Source organism: Kyrpidia tusciae DSM 2912, from assembly GCF_000092905.1.
Classification (GTDB): domain Bacteria; phylum Bacillota; class Bacilli; order Kyrpidiales; family Kyrpidiaceae; genus Kyrpidia; species Kyrpidia tusciae.
In genome coordinates this window covers 2,195,994-2,216,869 of record NC_014098.1, presented here as the reverse complement: position 1 = coordinate 2,216,869, position 20,876 = coordinate 2,195,994, and the positions used below count along the sequence as shown (strand labels likewise).

General features: G+C 61.6%; 17 protein-coding genes and 1 pseudogene. 15 read left to right on the top strand and 3 right to left on the bottom strand.

Annotation, left to right across the window (positions count from 1 at the left end; translation table 11 throughout):
• Positions 1–126: 126 nt before the first annotated feature.
• Together BTUS_RS11080 and BTUS_RS11075 are read right to left on the bottom strand one after the other, a co-directional pair.
• Positions 127–579, bottom strand: coding sequence for a PIN domain-containing protein (locus BTUS_RS11080; protein ID WP_013076164.1), 453 nt, complete (start codon positions 577–579; stop codon positions 127–129).
• A 3-nt stretch (positions 580–582) separates the two neighbouring features.
• A complete protein-coding gene (locus BTUS_RS11075) occupies positions 583–852 on the bottom strand; it encodes an AbrB/MazE/SpoVT family DNA-binding domain-containing protein (protein WP_013076163.1) in 270 nt (89 codons plus the stop codon).
• A 289-nt stretch (positions 853–1,141) separates the two neighbouring features.
• Here BTUS_RS11075 and carA point away from each other — a divergent pair, with 289 nt between their 5' ends.
• The 7 genes from carA to BTUS_RS11040 all read left to right on the top strand — a co-directional run bounded on the left by carA (position 1,142) and on the right by BTUS_RS11040 (position 12,536).
• Positions 1,142–2,293 (top strand): glutamine-hydrolyzing carbamoyl-phosphate synthase small subunit, encoded by a 1,152-nt coding sequence (gene carA, locus BTUS_RS11070; protein WP_013076162.1) that lies wholly within the window; start codon positions 1,142–1,144, stop codon positions 2,291–2,293.
• A complete protein-coding gene (gene carB, locus BTUS_RS11065) occupies positions 2,283–5,525 on the top strand; it encodes a carbamoyl-phosphate synthase large subunit (RefSeq protein WP_013076161.1) in 3,243 nt (1,080 codons plus the stop codon). The genes carA and carB overlap by 11 nt, the downstream gene beginning before the upstream one ends.
• Positions 5,526–5,655: 130 nt before the next feature.
• On the top strand, positions 5,656–6,612 hold the full coding sequence (gene argF / locus BTUS_RS11060; protein WP_013076160.1) for an ornithine carbamoyltransferase: 957 nt from the start codon (positions 5,656–5,658) through the stop codon (positions 6,610–6,612).
• A 63-nt stretch (positions 6,613–6,675) separates the two neighbouring features.
• Positions 6,676–7,953: an argininosuccinate synthase gene (locus BTUS_RS11055; RefSeq protein ID WP_013076159.1), complete on the top strand. Its 1,278-nt coding sequence runs from the start codon at positions 6,676–6,678 to the stop codon at positions 7,951–7,953.
• Entirely contained in the window at positions 7,950–9,368 is a 1,419-nt protein-coding gene (gene argH, locus BTUS_RS11050) for an argininosuccinate lyase (RefSeq protein ID WP_013076158.1), read from the top strand. The genes BTUS_RS11055 and argH overlap by 4 nt, the downstream gene beginning before the upstream one ends.
• 454 nt (positions 9,369–9,822) lie before the next feature.
• Positions 9,823–12,219 carry an S-layer homology domain-containing protein gene (locus BTUS_RS11045; protein ID WP_013076156.1) on the top strand — a complete coding sequence of 799 codons (2,397 nt, stop codon included), beginning with the start codon at positions 9,823–9,825 and terminating at the stop codon, positions 12,217–12,219.
• A 62-nt stretch (positions 12,220–12,281) separates the two neighbouring features.
• Positions 12,282–12,536, top strand: coding sequence for a hypothetical protein (locus tag BTUS_RS11040; RefSeq protein WP_041304171.1), 255 nt, complete (start codon positions 12,282–12,284; stop codon positions 12,534–12,536).
• Here BTUS_RS11040 and BTUS_RS11035 read toward each other — a convergent pair.
• The gene (locus BTUS_RS11035) at positions 12,511–13,341 is read right to left on the bottom strand and encodes a potassium channel family protein (RefSeq protein WP_013076154.1); all 831 of its coding nucleotides are present in this window, start codon (positions 13,339–13,341) and stop codon (positions 12,511–12,513) included. The genes BTUS_RS11040 and BTUS_RS11035 overlap by 26 nt on opposite strands.
• Before the next feature lie 373 nt (positions 13,342–13,714).
• Here BTUS_RS11035 and BTUS_RS11030 point away from each other — a divergent pair.
• The 8 genes and pseudogenes from BTUS_RS11030 to ftsX all read left to right on the top strand — a co-directional run.
• Positions 13,715–14,017: pseudogene (locus BTUS_RS11030) on the top strand (urease subunit gamma); the annotation flags it as partial.
• 104 nt (positions 14,018–14,121) lie between these two features.
• Entirely contained in the window at positions 14,122–16,233 is a 2,112-nt protein-coding gene (gene ureC / locus BTUS_RS11025; RefSeq protein WP_013076152.1) for an urease subunit alpha, read from the top strand.
• A gap of 13 nt (positions 16,234–16,246) precedes the next feature.
• Entirely contained in the window at positions 16,247–16,942 is a 696-nt protein-coding gene (locus BTUS_RS11020) for an urease accessory protein UreF (protein ID WP_013076151.1), read from the top strand.
• 13 nt (positions 16,943–16,955) lie between these two features.
• Positions 16,956–17,627, top strand: a complete 672-nt coding sequence (ureG, locus tag BTUS_RS11015; protein WP_013076150.1) for an urease accessory protein UreG — start codon at positions 16,956–16,958, stop codon at positions 17,625–17,627.
• A 2-nt stretch (positions 17,628–17,629) separates the two neighbouring features.
• Positions 17,630–18,454, top strand: coding sequence for an urease accessory protein UreD (locus BTUS_RS11010; RefSeq protein ID WP_013076149.1), 825 nt, complete (start codon positions 17,630–17,632; stop codon positions 18,452–18,454).
• A 202-nt stretch (positions 18,455–18,656) separates the two neighbouring features.
• Positions 18,657–18,872, top strand: a complete 216-nt coding sequence (locus BTUS_RS11005; RefSeq protein ID WP_013076148.1) for a hypothetical protein — start codon at positions 18,657–18,659, stop codon at positions 18,870–18,872.
• Between the two features lie 260 nt (positions 18,873–19,132).
• Positions 19,133–19,813, top strand: coding sequence for a cell division ATP-binding protein FtsE (gene ftsE, locus BTUS_RS11000; protein WP_013076147.1), 681 nt, complete (start codon positions 19,133–19,135; stop codon positions 19,811–19,813).
• Positions 19,810–20,694 (top strand): permease-like cell division protein FtsX, encoded by an 885-nt coding sequence (gene ftsX / locus BTUS_RS10995; RefSeq protein ID WP_013076146.1) that lies wholly within the window; start codon positions 19,810–19,812, stop codon positions 20,692–20,694. The genes ftsE and ftsX overlap by 4 nt, the downstream gene beginning before the upstream one ends.
• Positions 20,695–20,876: the final 182 nt, after the last annotated feature.

Sequence of the window (20,876 nt, the reverse complement as noted above, 5' to 3'; positions counted from 1 at the left end):
CGCCGGGCGCAGACGATTCACCTGGACGCTGGTCGGGTAGATTTGGCTGCCCATGCGGTCCTCCTGTTCTCATGTGCGCGTCGTCTCCTCCAGCACGCGGCCGGTGCGCGCGAACCCGCCCGGGCTTTATTCCGTGCCGCGCGGTTTTCGCCGGATTCGCTGCACGACTTCAGAAGGCCGGGACCATTCGACGTCCAGTCGTCTGAAATCCCGGTCCCAAGTGATGACCCGGGGGTGGGGACTGAGCCGCGCCTTACGGGCGACGAATGCGTCAATATAGTCCACCCCCTGCCGCTCATAATCCTCCAAGGCGCCTTCAATCACTTGTTTGTCTTCAAAATCGATAACATCGCTGGTTACGTATTTGCGCAGTGCTGCGGCAATCTGCTCCGCTTGGTACTCGTAGACCGACTCCAAGACCCAGATACATTCCGCAACAACGATGGATGAGGCCCGCAACTTCAGTTCACCGCGATCGACCAGGGAAACGAGCTCCCATGCGTCCCGGCTCATTTCTTTCGGGTCTCCTGTGATCAGGCGCAGGAAGAAATTCGTATCGATCCAATAATGCTCGGCCACTGGTCAATCTTCCTTTGCCGTATGCTTCCGGACGGACATGGTCCGCCTGGCTTTTTCACGTACGGCGTCAAAATCCCTTTCGTTGTTGTTCCCGGGGGGAAGGATACCGATTAAATCGGCCAGTTTCGTTTTCTTTTTCACGGTCATGATCACCTCTCCCGACTCGTTCACAGAGAAGACCACCTCATCCCCGGGTTGAATATTCAACATCCGTCGGACTTCAATCGGGATGACCACTTGCCCCTTCGTAGACATCGTTCGGGTGGCCGGCATCCTTGGCTTCCCCTCCTGATTCGACCTCGATTCTTTTCGTACCTTCATTTTAAACTATACCTCCACCGATGTAAATCACAGCATCCGTATCTTACTTTCCATTGTATTCTTACGTTCGCGTTTTGATCCCTGATATGCCTTGGGAAGAGTGTGATCGGGCGCCGCACGAAGGTGCGGGTTGTTGAGACGGAGTGCCTTCCGGCAGGTGGATTGCAATTTTATACACCCGGATGTATAATCATTCACGACACTGCTGATGGGACGAAAAACGGGGGAGGAGAGGGCTGAGGTGAAGGGAAGTTTGATCCTGGAGAACGGCCGGGTGTTCACCGGCGAGATGCTGGGGCGGCCCGAGCGCCGGTACGGGGAAGTGGTGTTCAACACCGGGATGACGGGATATCAGGAGATCCTCACCGATCCTTCCTACGCGGGCCAGATCGTAACTATGACCTATCCGCTCATCGGGAATTACGGGATCAATGAGACCGATTTTGAATCCCGAAAACCGTGGTTGTCCGGGTTTGTGACGGCGGAGTTGTGCGAGCGGCCGAGCCACCACGCCTCTCGGGAGACGGTGGACGCGTACCTGCGAAGACAGGGGGTGGCGGCCCTCACCGGGGTGGACACCCGGGCCCTGGTGCGCACCATCCGCGAGCAGGGAGCGATGAAAGGCTGGATCGTGCCGGAGGCGGACCGTGGAAGCAACGAAGGCGCGAAGAGCGGGGCAGCGGCCGGCGGCGACCCGGGCGTCCCGTACAGCGATCCGGGTGCGGGTCTGGACTTTCCCGACCTGCCCAGGGACTGGGTGCGGCGGGTGACGGTGCCCGAGGCGTATACGGCTGCGCCGACGGGACTGTTTCACGTGGTGGTGATGGATCTCGGAGCCAAAGGGCACATCGTCGACAGCTTGGCACAGCTCGGGTGTCGGGTGACGGTGGCACCGGCTTTCTATACTTTCGATCAGATCGCCGCCCTGGAACCGGACGGGGTGGTGTTATCCAACGGCCCCGGCGATCCCCGGGATGTGCCCGAGGTGGCTCGGGAGGCCAGGCGGGTGGCGGAGCGGTGGCCCACCTTTGGCATTTGCCTGGGGCACCAGATCCTGGGTCTCGCTTTCGGGGCGAAGGTGGAGAAGTTGAAATTCGGCCACAGGGGGAGCAACCATCCGGTGAAGGATCTCCGCTCGGGCCGGGTGTGGATCACCCCGCAGAATCACGGGTATACCCTGGCCGAGGACGGTTGGCCCGACGACCTGGAAGTGACCCACCGACACGTCAACGACGGAACGGTGGAAGGACTTCGGCATCGCCGGCTGCCGGTCTTTTCGGTGCAGTACCACCCCGAGGCCCATCCCGGCCCTGCGGATTCTTTTTACTTATTCGAGCAATTCATCGCTTTGATGGAAGAAGGCAAGGGGGTACACGCCATTTATGCCGGGTGACGCACAGGCTGTGCTGCAGACGGCGTCCGCCGGTCCGCAGCCGGAGACGGAGAAGCCATCCCCAAGCCGGATCCTGGTCATCGGGTCCGGCCCCATTATCATCGGCCAGGCGGCGGAATTCGATTACGCGGGTACCCAGGCGTGCAAAGCCCTGCGGGAAGAGGGCTACCGGGTGATTCTTGTCAACAGCAACCCGGCCACCATCATGACCGACCTGGATATGGCCGACGTGGTGTACCTGGAACCCCTTACGCCCGAGTCTCTGGAAGCCATCATCGCCAAGGAGCGCCCGGACGGCCTCCTCCCCACTCTCGGGGGCCAGACCGGCTTGAATCTGGCGGTGGCCCTGGCGGAGCGGGGCGTGCTGGACCGCTACGGCGTGCGCCTCCTGGGGACGCCGCTGGCGTCGATCCAAAAGGCGGAGGACCGGGAGCTTTTCAAAGAAACGATGGAGCGGATCGGCGAACCGGTGCCCGAAAGCGCCATTGTCCACAATATGGAAGAAGGCATGGCTTTTATCGAGCAGATCGGCCTCCCGGTGATCCTCCGGCCGGCGTACACCCTGGGGGGCACCGGAGGGGGAATCGCCGAGACCCTGGAGGAGTTCAAGGCGATCCTGATGCGGGGCCTGCGCCAGAGCCCCATCGGCCAGGTGCTGGTGGAGCGAAGCATTCGGGGTTGGAAAGAGATTGAATATGAAGTGATGCGAGACGGCGCCGGCACGTGCATCACCGTGTGCAACATGGAAAATCTCGATCCGGTGGGGGTCCACACCGGGGACAGCATCGTGGTGGCCCCGTCCCAAACCCTGACCGACCGGGAATACCAAATGTTGCGCAGTGCCGCCCTGCGGATTATCGACGCCCTGGAGATCGAAGGCGGGTGCAACGTGCAGTTCGCCCTGGATCCTCACAGTGAACGATATTATGTGATCGAGGTCAACCCCCGGGTGAGCCGGTCCAGCGCCCTGGCCTCCAAGGCGACGGGCTATCCCATCGCCAAGATCGCGGCGAAAATCGCGGTGGGCAAGCGCCTGGATGAAATTGTAAACCCGGTGACCGGGACCACCTACGCGAGTTTCGAGCCGGCGCTGGATTATGTGGTGGTGAAGATTCCCCGCTGGCCCTTCGATAAATTCCCCCAGGCCGACCGGCGGCTGGGGACGCAGATGAAAGCCACCGGCGAGGTGATGGCCCTGGACCGCACCTTTGAGGCGGCGCTGCAAAAGGCGGTCCGCTCCCTGGACATCGGGGTGGAGGGCCTGGCGTGGCCCGACGGAGACCAGTGGTCTGACGGCGAGTTGCGACAGCGCCTGGCGGGGGAGCCCGATGACCGGCGGATTTTTGACGTGGCGGAAGCCCTCCGGCGGGGGCACCCCGTGGATGAGGTGGCGGCCTGGACGGGGATCGACCCGTGGTTCTTGTGGAAAATCCGCGCCATCCTCGATGAGGAGGAGCAGATGCTCCGGGAGGGATTCACCTCGCCGGAGCGGGCGCGGATCTGGAAGACAATGGGATTCTCTGACCGGCGAATTGCGGAATTGACGGGACTGGACGTTCAGGAGGTGCGCCGGCGAAGAACCGCTTGGGGGATCCGGCCCAGCTACCTCGTGGTGGACACTTGCGCGGCGGAGTTCGCCTCCCGGACGCCCTATTATTATTCCACATACCGGGGCGAGGACGAGGTGCGCGGAGGGGCGGGTCCCAAGGCGCTGGTCCTCGGGTCCGGGCCGATTCGCATCGGCCAGGGGATCGAATTCGACTACTGTTCCGTCCACGCCGTGTGGGCGCTGCGGCGGCTGGGGTTCGAGACGGTGATCATCAACAACAACCCCGAGACGGTGTCCACAGATTTTGACACGGCGGACCGGCTGTATTTTGAACCCCTGACCGCCGAAGATGTGCTGAACGTCATCGAGCGGGAGGGGATCGATCAGGTCTACGTCCAGTTCGGCGGTCAGACGGCCATCAATCTGGCGGCGGAGTTGGCCGAGTACGGCGTGTCGGTCTGCGGCACCCCGGTGGAAGCTCTGGATGCGGCCGAGGACCGGGAGCGGTTCCGCCAACTCCTGGACCAGCTGGAGATCCCCCAGACCCGGGGCGGGACGGCCTTCGATGTCCCGGGGGCTAGGGCGATCGCCGAGGCGGTGGGATACCCGGTGGTGGTTCGGCCGTCTTATGTGATCGGCGGCCGGGCGATGGAAGTGTGTTGGAACGTCCAGGAGCTGGAGGCGTACATGTCCCGGGCCGCCCGGGTCACCCCGGACCATCCGGTGTTGGTGGATCACTACCTGCCTGGGAAAGAGGTGGAGGTGGACGCGATCTCCGACGGACGGGACGTCCTCATCCCCGGGATTTTTGAGCACATCGAGCGCGCCGGTGTGCATTCCGGGGACAGCATGGCCGTCTATCCGGACCAGACCCTGACCCAGGACGAACGGGCCCAGATGATCCGGGTGACAGAGCAGATCGCCCGGGCACTGGGGATCGTGGGACTGATGAACATTCAATTTGTGATTCTGGACGGGACGGTGTACGTGCTCGAGGTCAATCCCCGGGCATCCCGGACAGTCCCGATTCTGAGCAAAGTCACCGGCGTGCCCATGGTGGAATTGGCGGTGCGGGTACAGCAGGGGGAGCGACTCAGCAAACTCGGCTGGGGGACCGGGCTTCGCCCCCGCGGCCCCCGGGTGGTGGTCAAGGCTCCGGTCTTCTCCTTCTCCAAAATGTCCGGCTTGGATATTCACCTCGGACCGGAGATGAAATCCACCGGGGAGGTCCTGGGGGTCGGGGAAAGTTTTGGGGAAGCCCTGGAAAAGGCTTTCAGCGCAGCGGGAATCCAGGTGCCGGATGGCGGCGGGGTGTTTGGCTCGGTGAGCGATCGGGAAAAGCCCCGGGTGATGGACGATCTGGTGGCTCTGGCGGAGCTCGGGTACACCCTGTACGCCACGCCGGGTACGGCGGCCGCCCTGGAACAGCGGGGGGTCCCGGTTCGGCGGGTGGAGAAAAACGCAGAGGCGGTGGCGGATCTGTTGCGCTCCGGCCGGGTGGGGCTCGTCATCAATTTGCCTACCCACGGCCAGGACGCCCAGCGGTTCGGTTTTGCGCTCCGGCGGATGACGGTGGAGATGCGGGTCTCTTGCCTGACGGCGGGAGATACGGTCCGGGCCCTGGTGGAGGGTCTGCGGGCCCGGCGCCGGGAGGCCGGCGTCCGGGTGCTGCCCTTGGAGTGATGCTCTCTGCCGGCATGGACATGGGGCCTGGGCGATGGTGAAGTGAGCGCGGATCTGGCTGCGGCGGTTCGGGTATCCCGGCTGCGGGCTCGGGGTGGTTCGAGAGAGATGACGGGGAGGAGACGGGGAGATGGCGGAAGGGACGATCGATCTGCGAGGGCGGGATTTTCTCGATCTGGCAGATTTTACTTCGGACGAGCTGCGGGGCTTGCTCCGGTTGGCGGCGGTGTTGAAAGAGAAACAAAAGGCCGGGGAACGGGTTCAGCCCTTGGCTGGGAAAACTTTGGGGATGATTTTTGAAAAATCCTCCACCCGCACGAGGGTCTCCTTCGAGGTGGGGATGGTCCAGCTCGGGGGCCACGCGCTGTTCTTGGCCTCCCACGACACCCAACTCGGCCGGGGCGAACCCATCCCGGACACGGCCCGGGTGCTGTCCCGGTATGTGGATGGGATCATGATTCGGACCTTCAGCCACGAGTCGGTGCGGGAATTGGCGGAATACGCCACGGTGCCGGTGATCAACGGCCTCACCGACCTGCACCACCCGTGCCAGGTACTGGCCGATGCCATGACGATCCTCGAGCACAAAAGCCGCCTGGAGGGCGTGACGGTGGCCTATGTGGGGGACGGCAACAATATGGCCAACTCCTGGCTGGTGGGGGCGCCCCTGTTCGGCATGAACCTTCGGGTGGCAACCCCCCAGGGCTACGAATGCGACCCCGGGGTGGCGGCCCGGGCCCAGGAGTTGGCGGCCCGGGCGGGGACGGAGATGAGCCTGGTGCACGACCCCCGGGAAGCGGTGGCCGGGGCAGATGTGATCTATACGGACGTGTGGGCCAGCATGGGCCAGGAGGCCGAGCGGGAAGAGCGGCTGCGCGCCTTTGCCGGGTTTGAGGTGACACCGGCCTTGGTTGCCCGGGCGGCGCCGGATTACCTGTTTATGCACTGCCTGCCCGCCCATCGGGGGGAAGAGGTCGCCCCCGATGTGATCGATGGGCCGCATTCGGTGATTTTTGACGAGGCGGAGAACCGGCTGCACGCTCAGAAGGCGATTCTGGTGGCCACCATGGCCGGTCCGCTTGCATAAATATGCTTTTGCGTGCATAATGCATTCAAGGACATATTTTAACGAAACGGGGACGAGGAGAAGATGAGCAAGCCGAAGATCGTGTTGGCGTACTCCGGGGGGCTCGACACCTCCGTGGCCATCGCCTGGCTCAAGGAGAAATTTGAATACGACGTGGTGGCCCTGTGCCTCGACGTGGGAGAAGGGAAAGATTTAGATTTTGTGCGGGAAAAAGCCTTGAAAGTGGGGGCGGTGGAGTCGTACGTCGTGGACGCCCGGGACACTTTTGCCCGGGAGTTCATCCTCCCGAGTCTCCAGGCCAACGCCCTGTACGAGGGCAAATACCCCCTGTCGGCGGCGCTGTCCCGGCCGCTCATCTCAAAATACCTGGTGGAGACGGCGGAGAGGGTCGGGGCGGTGGCGGTGGCCCACGGCTGCACCGGCAAGGGGAACGACCAGGTGCGGTTCGACGTGTCGGTGACCGCTCTGAATCCGAATCTGAAGATCGTCGCTCCGGTGCGGGAGTGGGCCTGGTCCCGGGACGAGGAGATCGGCTACGCCAAGGAGCACGGGATCCCGATTCCGGTCACGGCGGACAATCCGTTCAGCATCGACGCCAACCTCTGGGGCCGCAGCTGCGAGGCGGGGGTGCTGGAAGATCCTTGGGCCGAGGCGCCCGAGGAAGCTTTTGACTGGACGGTGAATCCCAAGGACGCGCCGGACGAGCCCGAAGACGTGGTGATCGCCTTTGAAGAAGGGGTGCCCGTGGCGCTCGACGGCGAGCGGCTGGATCTCGTGACCCTCATCGCCCGGCTGAACCAGATCGGCGGCCGGCACGGGGTCGGGCGGATCGATCATGTCGAGAACCGGCTCATCGGGATCAAATCCCGGGAAGTGTACGAGGCCCCGGCGGCCTTGATTCTGATCCGGGCCCATCAGGAGTTGGAGACGATCACGCTGCCCCGGGAAGTCGCCCAGTTTAAACCGATTTTGGAGTTAAAATACACCGAACTCGTATACAACGGTCTGTGGTTTTCGGCGCTGAAGCAGGCGGTGGATGCCTTTATCCGGGAGACCCAGCGCACGGTGACCGGAGAGGTGAAGGTGAAACTGTTCAAAGGTCAGTTCCAGGCGGTGGCCCGGAGATCGCCGGTGTCGCTGTATGATTTTAAATTGGCGACCTACAACCCCGAGGATGCCTTTGATCATCATGCGGCGGAGGGATTCATCAAATTGTGGGGCTTGCCCACCAAAGTGTACGCTCAGGTGCACCGGGGGTCGGCGGCCGGTGTGGAAGGTGCCGCATCCGCGGGGGCGCCTGTAGCCCCGGGGGCCGAGAAGGCGGGGGAGACGGTCCGGTGAAGCTTTGGGGCGGACGGTTTACGAAACCCACGAACGAGTTGGTGGAGGCCTACACGGCCTCCATCGGTTTTGACCGGCGTCTGGCGAAAGAAGACCTGGAAGGCAGTCTCGCCCATGTGAAGATGCTCGGCCGGTGTGGCATTCTCCCCCAAGAAGACGTGGAGAAGATCGCCGAAGGGCTTGAGGAGCTCCGCCGCCGCCTGGAGGCCGGTACCCTGACCTTCGACGTGGCCCAGGAAGATGTCCACATGAACCTGGAGAAACACTTGATCGATCTCATCGGGCCGGTGGGAGGGAAATTGCACACCGGCCGAAGCCGGAACGACCAGGTGGCCTTGGATATGCATCTCTACCTGCGCCGGGAGATCGACGAGATCGGGGAGCTTCTCACCGACCTCCAGCGGGCCCTGCTCGAGGCGGCGGAAACCTATATCGACGTGATGATCCCGGGTTATACGCATCTCCAACGCGCCCAACCCGTATTGTTGGCCCACCATTTGGCTGCGTATTTTTGGATGTTCGCCCGGGATGCGGAACGGCTCCGGGACGCCCGCCGGCGGGTGGACATGATGCCGCTGGGGGCCGGGGCGCTGGCCGGGACGACCTTTCCCATCGACCGGGAATGGGTGGCCAGGGAACTCGGATTTTCCCGGTTGTACGAAAACAGTATGGACGCCGTGAGCGACCGGGATTTTATCCTCGAGTTTCTGGCGGCGGCCTCGATCCTCATGGTGCATCTGTCCCGGATGAGCGAGGAGTTCATTCTGTGGTCTTCGGCGGAGTTTGGGTTTATCGAGCTGGATGACGCCTACTGTACGGGATCGAGCATCATGCCCCAAAAGAAAAACCCCGATGTGCCGGAGTTGGTCCGGGGAAAAACCGGCCGGGTGGTCGGCCACCTGGTGGGGCTGTTGATGGTGATGAAAGGGCTGCCTCTGGCATATAACAAGGACCTCCAGGAAGACAAAGAGGGCATGTTCGACACCGTGGATACCCTCAAGGGCGCCTTGGCCCTGTTTGCCGGGCTGATCCGCACCCTGGAGGTGCGCCGGGACCGGCTCGCGACGGTGGTGGCCGAGGATTTCTCGGGCGCCACCGATCTCGCCGATTACCTCGTGCGCAAAGGGCTGCCCTTTCGCCAGGCCCACGAGGCCATCGGCAAATTGGTCCTCCACTGTGTGGAGCGGTCCTGTTTTCTCAAAGACCTCACCCTGGCGGAGTACCGAACCTTTTCGCCCTTGTTTGAAGAGGACGTCTTTGAGGTGCTGGATCCTCGGCGTGTTGTGGACGCCCGGAATGTGCGGGGCGGCACCGGGACGGAAGCGGTGAAGGCACAACTTCAGCGAGCGCGGGAATGGCTGGAAGACTGGTCGGAACACGGGAATGGAAATCTTGCGAGGGCGGACAAGGGATGAGCCTTGGTTCAGTCGGACCGGCATCTCAGGGGGCGTCGGCGGGAAGAAATCCCGCGGACGCCCTCTTTTGGTGTCGACGTCATTCCATGGCTTGGACTAGAAGGTGAAGTCGCTGACGATCAAAAGAACCGGAAGAGCAACCAGAGTGACGACGGCGAACAAACCGGCGAATACTCCGATGGCGATGGAACGCAGCGCTTTCATGTCCCCACCTTCTTCCGAGGTTTGACACCATTTTGTCACAAAATGAAGGGTTTGTAAAGCAGGAAAATGCTAGACGTTAGAGTGACGAGGATGTCCATGTTCGCTCTGGAAGGGTGAACGATTCAAAAAGCGCAACTGCACCCCCCAGGGCCAATCTCTGGCGAAAACGGGTATTTATTTTGCGAGGCCAGTGCCAGTATGATAGAGATAGGGTTCTTATGCCGCAGCGGGCGAGGGGGAACGCAGAGAGATGAATCACAGTGCGATCAAGAAAGGGGTTCTCATGCCTCTGAGCGTGGCGGCCTTGTTGACGGGGCCGGCGCTCCCGGCTTGGGCAGCCGGTTCGGGGGCGCCCGGCCAAGGGCAGGGTGAAACATCAACATCGGTTGCGCTGGGGGCGGTGGCCTCACCGGCGCCCCAAGGGGCAGCGGATCTGTCGATGCTCGGAACGCCCGGGGGCGTGGGTTTGCCGGCGCCCGGGGGAACGGTTCAGGCACCGCCGGCGGTTCTCCGGGTGTCTGTGGAGATGGCGAAGCAGAAAGTCATCGATACTTTCCAGCTTCACATCACCCCGGACATGACGTTCAATTACTCGTTTATGTCCGGAGCCCCGGATGGCCGGCGTCGGTGGAATCTCAGTTGGCAGGCTGCCCCTGGTCAAGGGGGGCCAGGGGAGAGTTACAGTGCCGCTGTGGATGCGGACACGGGGGCGATCCTTTCTTATCAGCAGTGGACGGGAAAGGATCCGGTCTTTCCGCCGACTGTAACCCGGGATCAGGCTCGGCAAACGGCCCTGGACCTGGTGAAACGGCTTCAACCTGTGGAAGCCCAGCACATAACGCCGTGGCCGGCTCAGGACATCATGGGGCCCCGGGGCGTGACGGGATACGTTTTTGCCTTTGCGAGAGTTCAGGAGGGGGTCCCCTTTCCCTCCAACGGTTTCCGGGTGGTGGTCGGCACCGACGGCGAACTGAATGCCTATGATTTTGTTTGGTCGACCAATGTCCTGTTTCCTGACAGCAAACCGGCCCTGGGTCAGGGGCAAGCCGATGCGACCTTGGCCAACACCCTGCAGGTCAGCGCCCATTACATACCGGATCCGAGCAAGTGGGTAGGTGTGGCCCAGGTTCGCATGGTGTACCTGGCCAATGTGCCGGTTTCCCCGGTGACGCCGGGCCTGGGTTATGCGGGGAGTCCCCTGGTTTTGGATGCGTCCAGGGGGCAGTGGATCGACAGCAACGGCAACCCGGCGGTCGTTCCGGACGCCCCGTCCTTGGTGCCGCTCATGCCGGGCGGGCCTCAGGTTCCGACGTTTTTTGCCAATCCCTTGGATGAACGCGCGGCAGAACAGGTGGCCCGCTCTCTCTCCCAGGTGTCCACATCGGCCACTCTTGTCACCAGCAATCTCAATGACGGGGGAACGGGTCAACACCCCACCTGGTCCTTCACCTTCAGTGAGGGGGACAACCGGACGGTGAATGTGGGGGTGGACGCCATGAGCGGCGAGGTGGTGTCTTTCAACAGCGGACTCCCCATGCCCCTCCGCGAACCGGCTCAGGAGAGTTCCCCGGCGGTGACCCGGGATCAGGCCAGGCAGGCGGCGATCGATTTTCTAAAGCGGGTTTTGCCGAACCGCTTGGGGACGTTGGTGGTCCCCGGAGATCAGCCCCAGGACGGTCCCATTCTGTTCGATAAATCCCTGGCGGGTCCCATGATTCCCGCTGGACCGGCGATTGTAAAACCACCGGTGTCCAAAAACTATGTGGTCAATGTCCTGCACCTGCACCAAGGGGTGATCGACGACCTTTCCAATGTCAGCGTGTCCGTGGACAAAACCACTGGACGGGTGACGAATTACTACGCCCGGTTTGCCGATGATCCCGGCATGGCCATCAACTATCCGGCAGGGCAGCCCAAACCGAGCCTGCAGGCCCGGGAGGCCTACCTGAACACGATTCGCATGACTTTGGCCTACGTCCAATTGATGCAGCCGAATGGTCAACCCGGGGCTGTGCGTTTGGTCTATCTGCCCGTCAGCGACACACCGCTTCTGGGATGGGACGCCCTCAGCGGCCAATGGCTTCAGCCCTTCGGCGAGGGCGCCGCTCCCATCGATCTAAGTGAGATCCGCGGCCACTGGGCCGAGAAGGAGTTGACCGCTCTGCTTCAGGCGGGGATTCTGAAGCCCATAAACGGGAAGGTGGAGCCGGATCAACCCATGACCCGGGGAGACTTTGTGGCGGCCCTGATGAGGGCGGTGTCTCCTTACGGCGGACCCACGCCGGTGACACCGAGTTTCGAAGACGTGCCTTCGAACCATCCGGATTATCCATACATCGAGTGGGCTCTCCAGCGGGGGTGGATCGATGCCGGAAAGCAGTTCCATCCGGATGAGCCGGTGACCCGGATCGCGATGGCCGACATGGTGGTGCGGGAGCGGGGATACCAGGATCTTACAAAGGTGGCGGGGATTTTTCAAAATCCGTATTCCGATATGAAGGGACGTTCGGAGCGCGATTTGGCCGATGCGGCGGTGGTGACGGGATTGGGCCTGATGCGGGGATCTGACGGCAAGTTCCTGCCGGATGATCCAGCCACCCGGGCCCAGGCGGCCGTGGTGCTCTACCGTTTATTGGAATTGAAATAGTGGGGAGTGGCCCGGGCGTCGGCGGATGCCCGGGCTCTTCTACACCTGATGAAACGGACACGTTGAATCGGCGGCCCCATCCCGACGCTATCGCCTCCATCATGAATCATGCGGAAGATCGCTTCCTCATCGTGGACGACCTCCTTGTACCCTTATTCGAACAGGTCAAAGACCGGGTAGGGGTGGAACGGGTCTTGGTGGTTCCCTTAAGTAGTCAAAATATTACTGATTCTTATGAGAACTATGAGGAGTTCTTGGCGACGGCCAGCCAGGGGAAGTCGGAGGAAAACGTCAGCCGTCCCGGCGGGGGCGAGTGATGTTGGTGACCACAAAGTTTAGGAGTATGGCGCCGTAGAACACGTTGATGAGGTGGCCGATCACCATTTCGAGTTGGACGAACAGTTTCAAAAGGCGCCCCTGAGGAATGATGTCCCCGTAGCCGATAGTAAAAAAAGTCACCGAGCTAAAATAGACCGTGTCCCAAGGGTCGATGGTTTCCCCGGTACTGAAATAGGTCAGGCCGTTTGACGTGTAGGAGATCAGATCGTTGTAAATCTGGCCAAAGGTCAGAATGGTGACGATCACGATCACGACGTACAGAACCGGGATGACGAGAATCCGGAGCCGATACAGGGTCAGATCGAGGCGGAACAACAGTCCGGCCCACGGGTGTTCCGCCAGGGGACGAGGGCGCCGCTGCAAACTGATTTTGTAGGCGTAATAGATCATGAGGATCAACAGCTCGATGTACAATACAGAACTGAGGACGAGCAGCAGTCCGGTGGACGAAAAGTTCGTCGCGGCGTCAGAAAAAAGTCGGCTTCCGTTGAGATGGAGCAGCAGCACGACGTGAACAGCTGACAGGCCCATGGACAGGGGCCAGTTGTGGTAGGCCACCAGGGCCATTCCCGCAGCCCACAGTCCGATCAGCAGCGTGCCGAGCCCGGCCCGAAAGGGGATGGCGGCGACGATGGGGGTCAAGGTGAGCAGCAAGACGGCGGTGAACAGCAAGGTACCGACGGTCTTGACGAAAATGGATGATGTCCGTACGGTTTGCCAAGCGCCTCCGAAGACACCCGCTTCCCGATTATGCCGCCTTTCGAGCCGGTTTTCTTTTGCCACGCCCCTACCCCCCGACGGGGGACCTGGACGTTCCCAGGTTCACCCGCTTTTCAAGCATGCCCGAACCGACCTTTTCCTATGTGAAAATATACAGCCTTTCCATTTCGCAGGCAATGGGACTTTCGGCGAAGATGGCATCTTTCTCTCGGTTTTCCGCTGGGAAGATGAAATGGGGAATCAATAATAACACGTTATGTCAACAATTCTCTTGACAAATGACTGGAATCTTCCTATCATGGAGACATCGATGAGGAGGATCGGCGAGAGAAAACGGCGAGGGCCGCCGGACGGGCGGTGGTTGGGTTGCCGCTGGGGCTGCCGGGTTGTTGATGAGGTGTCTGGGGCCCGGGTCGCGGACAGAGGAGGGGGCACAGTGCACCTGACGGAGCGGGAGAAAGAGAAACTGCTGGTGGTGGTGGCGGCGGATCTGGCCAGACGCCGGATGGCCCGGGGGTTGAAGCTCAATTACCCCGAGGCGATGGCTCTTTTGACCTATGAAATCCTGGAGGGAGCTCGGGACGGCCGGTCCGTGGCGGAGTTGATGCAATGGGGCCGAACGATCCTCACCGAAGAGGATGTGATGGAGGGGGTGGCCGATATGATTGAAGAGGTTCAGGTGGAGGCCACTTTTCCGGATGGGACGAAGTTGGTGACGGTCCACCGACCGATCCAGCCCAAAGGAGAAAACGCGGCCGGAGGGGCGGGCCCCGGCGAGGGGCCCAGGGCGGATGTGGTGAACGGGAGCCTTGGTCGGGTCGCCGACAAAGTGGTGGGCACGCCTTGAAGCCCGGGGAAATGTTTCTGGGGCCAGATCCGGTTCGGATCAACGAAGGTCGGCGGACGGTGGTGGTGACGGTGGTCCACCGGGGCGATCGACCGATCCAGGTGGGATCGCATTTTCATTTTTATGAGGTCAACGAGGCTCTCGATTTTGACCGGGAGAAAGCTTGGGGCATGCGGCTTAACATCCCCGCCGGCACTGCCGTCCGCTTCGAGCCGGGGGAAGAGAAGACGGTGGTTTTGGTGGAGATCGGCGGGGCCCGGCGGGTGTATGGGCACCGGGGGCTCGCCGAGGGTTCGGTTGAATCCCCAGAGGCGGATCCGAGAGGGGCCCCGGGAGAAACCAGGGAGGCCGGACAGAGGGTGGAGGATGTGGTTGCCCAGGCGGCCGGGCGGGGACTGGAGATGACCCGGGAAGCCTACGCCGGGATGTTCGGGCCGACCACCGGGGATCGGGTGCGGTTGGCGGACACCGAGCTGATCATCGAGGTCGAACGGGATTTTACTGTTTACGGGGATGAGTGCAAGTTCGGCGGGGGGAAGGTGCTGCGGGATGGAATGGGCCAATCCTCCCGGGCCACTCGCCGGGACGGCGTGTTGGACCTGGTGATCACCGGCGCCCTGGTGGTGGATCACTGGGGCATTGTCAAAGGAGACATCGGGGTCCGGGACGGCCGGATCGTTGGGATCGGAAAGGCGGGCAATCCCGAGACCATGGATGGGGTGCGTCCGGACATGGTGATCGGGGCGGCCACTGAAGTGGTGGCGGGGGAGGGGTGCATCGTGACGGCGGGGGGCATCGACAGTCACATTCATTTTATCAGCCCCCAGCAGGTGGAAACGGCGCTGGGGTCGGGGATCACCACGATGATCGGCGGCGGGACCGGGCCGGCCACCGGCACCAACGCCACCACCTGTACGCCCGGAGCGTGGAATCTTCAGCGCATGCTCGAGGCCTCCGAGGGATTTCCGGTCAACCTCGGATTTCTCGGAAAGGGAAATGCCACCGGGGAGGAGGCGCTGGCGGAGCAGATCGCGGCCGGTGCTTGCGGGTTAAAATTGCACGAGGACTGGGGGGCGACGCCGGCGGCCATCGATGCTTGCCTGCGGGTGGCCGACCGATTTGACGTGCAGGTGGCGATCCACACCGATACGTTGAATGAGGCGGGTTTTGTGGAGACGACGATCGCGGCCTTTAAGGGACGGACGATCCACACGTATCACACCGAAGGGGCGGGGGGCGGCCACGCTCCGGACATCCTGCGGCTGGCCGGGGAGGCCAATGTCCTGCCCTCGTCCACGAATCCGACCCGCCCTTTTACCGTCAACACCATCGAGGAGCACTTGGACATGTTGATGGTATGCCATCACCTGGACAGCCGGATTCCCGAGGATGTGGCCTTTGCCGATTCTCGCATTCGTCCGGAGACGATTGCCGCCGAGGATATCCTTCACGACCTGGGGGCGCTGAGCATGATGAGTTCGGACTCCCAGGCCATGGGGCGGGTGGGGGAAGTGGTCCTCCGCACGTGGCAGACGGCGGACAAGATGAAACGCCAGCGGGGCAGGCTCCCGGAGGAGCGAGGGGATAACGATAACGAGCGGGTCAAGCGCTACATTGCAAAATACACCATCAATCCGGCGCTGACCCACGGGATCGCCGAGTACGTGGGCTCGGTGGAACCGGGCAAATGGGCGGATTTGGTGATCTGGAAACCCGCTTTTTTCGGAGTGCGACCGGAGATGGTGATCAAGGGCGGCATGATCGTCTATGCGGCCATGGGGGAAGCGAACGCTTCGATCCCCACGCCCCAGCCGGTTTTTGGCCGCTCGATGTTCGCCGCCTTCGGGGCGGCGGCCTGGGGCCGTTGTTTCACCTTTGTGTCCCAGGCAGCCCACGAGTCGGGGATCGCAGATCGGCTGGGTTTGCGCCGGCGGGTGGTTCCGGTGAAAAACTGCCGGAAAATCGGAAAAAAGGATATGGTCAACAACTTCGCCACTCCCCGGATCGAGATCGATCCAGAGACGTACCAAGTTCGGGTGGACGGGGTGTTGGCGACTTGTGAGCCGGCCAAGGTGGTGCCCTTGGGTCGGCGGTATTTTCTCTTTTGAGGCGGGTGGGCGGATGTTCCCTCTGCACGGGTTGCCACTTTTGGATTCGGCCTTTCCCACCGGCGCCTTTGCCCATTCCTTCGGCCTTGAAACGGCGGTGCGGGAAGGTCGGGTGACCAGTGGCCGGGAGTTGGCGAACTGGTTCAAGGTTTCGGTGCAATCCGGCACGGCCTGGATGGAGGGAGTGGCGGCGTTCTTTGCGCACCGGTGGGTTGTGTCGGGTGCGGTGGCCCGACACGAGGATATCGAGGATCTGGATCGGCGATTGACCGTATCCCGGCTGTCCCGGGAGTCCCGGGAAGGCAGTGTGAAGATCGGCCGGCGGTATCTGCGGCTGGCCGCCGAGCTGTATCCCGATTCGGGCGTAGGGCTGTATCGGTCGTGGATCGATCAGGGGAGATGTTTCGGCCAAGCTGCCGTGGCCCACGGTTGGTTGTGGGCGGGGATGGGCGGGGACGGGGAGAGTGCTGCGGGAGGCTATTTGTATATTTCGGTGATGACCGGGGTACAGGCGGCCTTGCGCCTTTCGGTGGTGGGTCAAACCGAGGCGCAAAAGGTGATTCGGGATCTGTTGCCCGAGGTGGAGGCGGCGACGGCCCGGATCGCCCGGGATCCCCCTGCTATCGGGAGGATGGGGTCTGCCGGTCTCTTGCAAGAAGTGGCGGCCATGCGCCACGAAACGCTGTATTCCCGACTGTTTATGTCCTGAAGGAGGGATCATCGTGTGTCAAGGTCAGGACCATCATCATCACGAGTGGCGGCACCGGAGTTTTGCCGGCGGCCGGCCGATGCGAGTGGGCGTCGGAGGGCCGGTGGGCTCCGGAAAGACGGCTTTGGTGGAAAAATTGTGTGCGATGCTGAAAAATACGTACAGCGTGGCGGTGATCACGAACGATATTTATACGAAAGAGGATGCGGAGATTCTGGTCCGAAGCGGCGTCCTGCCCGGGGAGCGGATCATCGGGGTGGAGACGGGGGGATGCCCCCACACGGCCATCCGGGAAGACGCGTCCATGAACATGGAGGCGGTGGAAGAACTGGAGCGGCGCTTTCCGGATCTGGACATGATTTTCATCGAGAGCGGCGGGGACAACCTGGCGGCGGCGTTCAGCCCGGAGCTGGCTGACCTGTTCATTTATGTGATCGATGTCGCCCAAGGGGACAAAATCCCCCGCAAAGGCGGCCCTGGGGTCAGACAGTCGGATCTTTTGGTGATCAACAAGATCGACCTGGCGGCTCACGTAGGGGCCCGTCTGGATGTGATGGATCGGGATTCCAGGGCGATGCGGGGCGACCGCCCCTTTGTTTTTACAAATTTGATGAAAAATATTGGGGTGGCGGATATCGCCCGCTGGCTGGTCGACCAGTATCATCAATCCGAGGCGACGGGCTGAGGATGAAACAGCGGGTCCACGGAGTGTGGCGCGGCGGGACGGCGGTGCGCGACGGGCGGACGGTATTGACAGACAGTTATCACCAGGCGCCTTTAAAAGTTGCGAAGCCGTTTTATGCAGGGGATGGAACGATGGAGATTTGTCTCATGGACGCGTCTCCAGGGCTTTTGGGCGGCGATCGGCAGGAGATCGACTGTACCCTATACCCCGGGGCGCGCCTTTTTTTGACCACCCAATCGTCTTTGCGTCTGCATCCCGGCGCGGGCGGGGAGGCGAGCGAGTCCCTCCAACGGTTTCAGGTAGCGCCCGGAGCGGTTCTGGAGTATTTTCCCGAACCGGTGGTTCCTTTTGCCCGGTCTCGCCACTGGGGAGAGACCGTTTTGGAGGTGGCGGCGGGTGGGACTGTTTTGATGGCGGAAACGGTGACGCCGGGGCGGTGGGGAATGGGGGAGGTGTTTCAGTTCCGGGAGTTGGCTTTACAGACCTCGGTCTATCGGGACGGGGTTCTTGTGGCCTGGGATTCTCTGCGGCTGAATCCTGGGTGGATGGACTTGGAATCGGCTTGGGGCGGGTTTACGCATACGTCGATCTTGTGGATCGTGTCAGATCGGCTCAGCGATGAAAAGGTCGAGCGGTTGCGGGAAGCGGCGGAGGACCGGGAGGTGTACAGCGGCCTGAGCTGCCTGGAGGGCGGGGGGTGCGTGCTCCGAGGCTTGGCCCGGTCCGCTCGTGCTCTGCAGTGGTGGCTATATCGTATGAGTGAAATTGTCCGGCCCATGGTGGGGGGCGCCTCGTTTCCTCTCTTGAGGAAACCGGGATTTTTTTGACGGTTGTTTGAACTTGCGTAAAGAAGCGGAGATGTTTAGAGCAATTTTACGTTAGGTTTACTTGACATATAACGTTCTCTTTTGGTACAGTATCAATAAATAAACTTACCATTTACATGACGCAATGTTAAAGGCAATGGGGCGCCGCTTTTTCCCGGTATTACAAAGATCTGTGCGGGTTCCTGAGAGGAGGATGGAAAGGATGGCGCAAGTAAAAACATTGCGGGACTTGGAGCGCCAAAAAGACGAAGTGATGGAGATGTACTTGTTTGCATCTCCGGAGGATCGGGTAAAGCTTTTGCTGCGCCACATGGAACTCCAGGAGAGTATCGACGAGTTGACGGCGGCCGGCGAGGCGAACCGGCCGAAGCCGGTCCGTCGGTGGCATCGCAGGCGCCGGGTATGGAACTACCTTTGATTCTATGGGGCTGAGACGGCGGGAAGACCGATCTGCCCCTGGTCCGCCCCCGTCCGGCGCGGCGGGTGACGGTCCACCCGTAGATACAGGAGGTTCAGGGGTGCTCTGGGTGGCTGCCCGGATGAGAGATGGGAAAAAACGACTGTGTCGATTCCTGTCCGATTTGGCGAATCGGACAGGAATTTTTATTGACAGTGTCGAATCTGGTTATCGATCATCCTCGCATCGGGGGCGGACGCAGAGGGAGGGACATCGCCGGCATGATCGAGATGCACGATGTATGGAAGACGTACCCGAACGGTGCGACGGCCCTTCAAGGTATCGATATCCGGATCGACCGAGGGGAATTTGTCTACGTGGTCGGACCGAGCGGCGCCGGGAAGTCGACCTTCGTCAAGTTGATGTATCGGGCGGAGAGGCCGACGAAAGGGCAGATTTTCGTGAACGGTTTCAATATCGACCGCATGAGGGAGCGGCGCATTCCTTATCTGCGCCGCCACATTGGCGTGGTGTTCCAGGATTTCAAATTGCTTCCGCAGCTGACGGCGGCGGAAAACGTGGCCTTCGCCCTGGAAGTGATCGAGATGCCCCGACGGCAGATTCGACGTCGAGTGGCGGACGTGATGGAGTTGGTGGGGCTGTCCCACAAGATGCACGCCCGGCCGAATGAGCTCTCCGGAGGGGAACAACAGCGGGTGGCGGTGGCCCGGGCTTTAGTGAATAATCCGGTGGTGCTCATTGCGGACGAGCCCACGGGGAACCTGGATCCGGAAACGTCTTGGGAGATTCTTCGCTTGCTGGAAAAGATCAATGACCGCGGGACTACGGTGGTCATGGCGACGCACAACCGGGATATTGTGAACACCCGGAAAAAGCGCGTGATCGCCATTGAGCAAGGCCGGATCGTCCGTGACGAGGAGCGGGGGGTTTACGGATTATGAAGGTGCGTACCCTGGGGCGACACTGCCGCGAAGGTTTGCGGAACCTGGGGCGTAACGGGTGGATGACCGTCGCCTCGATCAGCGCCGTGGCGGTGACGTTGCTCATCCTGGGCGTGTTTGTGGTCATGGCCTGGAACGTCCAGAACCTGTCCAGGCAAGTGGAGCAACAGGTGCAGATGAACGTCATTCTAAAAGACGGCACCGCGCCGGAGCAGATCAAGGCGGTGCAACAGTGGCTGGTGGCCCGCCCGGATGTGGCGAGGGTGACCTTCGTGTCCAAGGAGCAGGGGCTGGCCAATTTGCGGGCGTCGCTCAAGCAGGACAGCAATTTGCTCGATGGGCTGGATAAACAAAATCCCCTGCCGGACAAATTCGTGGTCCAGGCAAAGGATCCGCGGATGACGGGACAGGTGGCCGCGGCCATCGAGAAGCTGCCCGAGGTGGACTCGGTGCGTTACGCCCGGGACATGGTGGAGCGGTTGTTCCAGGTGACCCGGATCGTCCGGGACATCGGTTTGATTTTCATCGTCGGGCTTTTGTTTACGGCGATGTTTCTCATCGCCAACACCATTAAACTGACGATTTTCGCCCGGAGGCGGGAGATCGAGATCATGAAGTTGGTGGGCGCCACGAACGGGTTTATCCGCTGGCCATTTCTTGTGGAAGGGATCTTCCTCGGGGCACTGGGGGCGCTGCTCCCCATCGTGGTCATCGTCGTTGCGTATCGATACCTCGTGGATGCCGTACCGAGCTTCTATTATTTTCAGTTGGTGCCCGCCCATCCCCTGCTTGAACAGATGGCGGCCCTGCTGTTGGGGGTGGGGGCTTTTATCGGGGTTTGGGGCAGCGTGGTCTCGATGCGGCGCTTCCTGCGGGTGTGAGAAAGGATAAAAAGTTTCCTGGGTTCGGGCTCCGCAGGGTGCGCCGAGACAGCCAAGGGCCGATGGAAGAAAACGGGCGAGCGAGGGCGGTTTGCCGCGACTCCCGGAGCGACGGGGCACCGGGTCGGGTGAACCGCCCGGATTGTCTGGATGCAGCTATTGTCTCGACAGCTGAGTTCGGC

What these genes read in the sequence shown, in the direction of transcription:
- BTUS_RS11075 (WP_013076163.1), bottom strand. Translation starts at nt 852, where the DNA reads ATGCCGGCCACCCGAACGATGTCTACGAAGGGGCAAGTGGTCATCCCG.
- carB (WP_013076161.1), top strand. Translation starts at nt 2,283, where the DNA reads ATGCCGGGTGACGCACAGGCTGTGCTGCAGACGGCGTCCGCCGGTCCG.
- argF (WP_013076160.1), top strand. Translation starts at nt 5,656, where the DNA reads ATGGCGGAAGGGACGATCGATCTGCGAGGGCGGGATTTTCTCGATCTG.
- BTUS_RS11055 (WP_013076159.1), top strand. Translation starts at nt 6,676, where the DNA reads ATGAGCAAGCCGAAGATCGTGTTGGCGTACTCCGGGGGGCTCGACACC.
- BTUS_RS11045 (WP_013076156.1), top strand. Translation starts at nt 9,823, where the DNA reads ATGAATCACAGTGCGATCAAGAAAGGGGTTCTCATGCCTCTGAGCGTG.
- BTUS_RS11020 (WP_013076151.1), top strand. Translation starts at nt 16,247, where the DNA reads ATGTTCCCTCTGCACGGGTTGCCACTTTTGGATTCGGCCTTTCCCACC.
- BTUS_RS11010 (WP_013076149.1), top strand. Translation starts at nt 17,630, where the DNA reads ATGAAACAGCGGGTCCACGGAGTGTGGCGCGGCGGGACGGCGGTGCGC.
- BTUS_RS11005 (WP_013076148.1), top strand. Translation starts at nt 18,657, where the DNA reads ATGGCGCAAGTAAAAACATTGCGGGACTTGGAGCGCCAAAAAGACGAA.
- ftsE (WP_013076147.1), top strand. Translation starts at nt 19,133, where the DNA reads ATGATCGAGATGCACGATGTATGGAAGACGTACCCGAACGGTGCGACG.
- ftsX (WP_013076146.1), top strand. Translation starts at nt 19,810, where the DNA reads ATGAAGGTGCGTACCCTGGGGCGACACTGCCGCGAAGGTTTGCGGAAC.